Here is a 1230-nt window from a genome sequence, read left to right on the forward strand (position 1 = left end):
GTTGACGCGGTGACGGGCCAGCGCGAGGACAGCTTGGGTGTGCCGCTTGCCCTCGGCTCGTTTGCGGTCGTAGAACCGGCGGGACTCGTCGCAGTGCCGGATGCTGAACAACGCCGAGGTGTAGAAGACGTGTTGGAGGCGGCGGTTGTATCGCTGAGGACGCCGTAGGTTGCCGCTGATCTTGCCGGAGTCGCGCGGGACCGGGGCGACGCCGCCGAAGCCAGCGAGGCGGTCGGGGGTGCCGAAGGCGGTCATGTCGCCGCCGGTGGCGGCCAGGAACTCGGCACCGAGGATGATTCCCAGCCGGGCATGCTGGTGATCACCTCGAAGTGGTGATGGTCGCGAAACCGGGCCTCGATGAGCTTGTCGAGCTCGGCGACCTGCTGGTTGAGGGCCATCACCTCCTGCGCCAGCGTGTGAACCATCTCAGCGGTCAGCTTCTCGCCGGGCAGGCTGGTGTGCTGGCGTTCGGCGGCTTGGACGGCCGTCTCGGCGAGCTTGTCGGCGCGGACGACATGGTGGTCGCGCAGCCAGGTCTCCAGCCGCTTGGCACCCAGTCGCCGGATGGCGGCCGGGGTCTGGTAGCCGGTCACCAGAGTGAGCGGGCCGGTGTTGGTGAGGTCCAGCGCGCGCTCCAGGCTGGGGAAGATGCCGGACAACTGGGCGCGGAGGCGATTGACAGTGCGGGTGCGGTCGGCGACCAGGTCCGTGCGGCGACCGGTGAGGATCTTCAGGTCGATGACCGTCTCGTCGCCGGCCCGTAAAGGGTTCAGGTCGCGTCGGACGCGGACCTGGTCGGCGATGACGGCAGCGTCCTTGGCGTCGGTCTTGCCCTCGCCGCGGTAGCTCTCGGAGGCGCGGTGGATGGCCCGGCCGGAGATGTAGTGCACCGGCTGGTCGTGGTTGAGGAGGACCGCGATGGCCAGGGCGGCTCCGCCGTCAGCCAGGTCGATGCCCCAGGTCGCCTCGTCGCCCAGGGCCAGGACGGCGGCGAGGAGTTCGAGGAGCTCGGGTTCGTCGTTGGAGACGCGTCGGGACAGCAGCCTGCGGCCGCTCTCGTCGATCGCGACGCAGTGATGGTGGGTCTTCCCAGCGTCGATGCCGGCCCAGATTGCGGCCATGTGGTGCCTCCGTGCGGTGTGGTGCTGGTGCCTCCCGACGGACGACCTCGCTGTCGATTCCCTACGGAGCGATCATTCGCAATTCCTAATTGGCAGCCGAGTCGTCGTG

1 pseudogene is annotated in these 1230 nt (G+C 68.7%); it reads right to left on the reverse strand.

The window, feature by feature from the left end:
• Nucleotides 1-1121 (reverse strand): annotated as a pseudogene (locus ADL12_RS22210) (IS110 family RNA-guided transposase); the annotation flags it as partial.
• Nucleotides 1122-1230: the final 109 nt, after the last annotated feature.

Origin of the sequence: Streptomyces regalis (assembly GCF_001509475.1) — a bacterium.
Taxonomy (GTDB): Bacteria; Actinomycetota; Actinomycetes; order Streptomycetales; family Streptomycetaceae; genus Streptomyces; species Streptomyces regalis.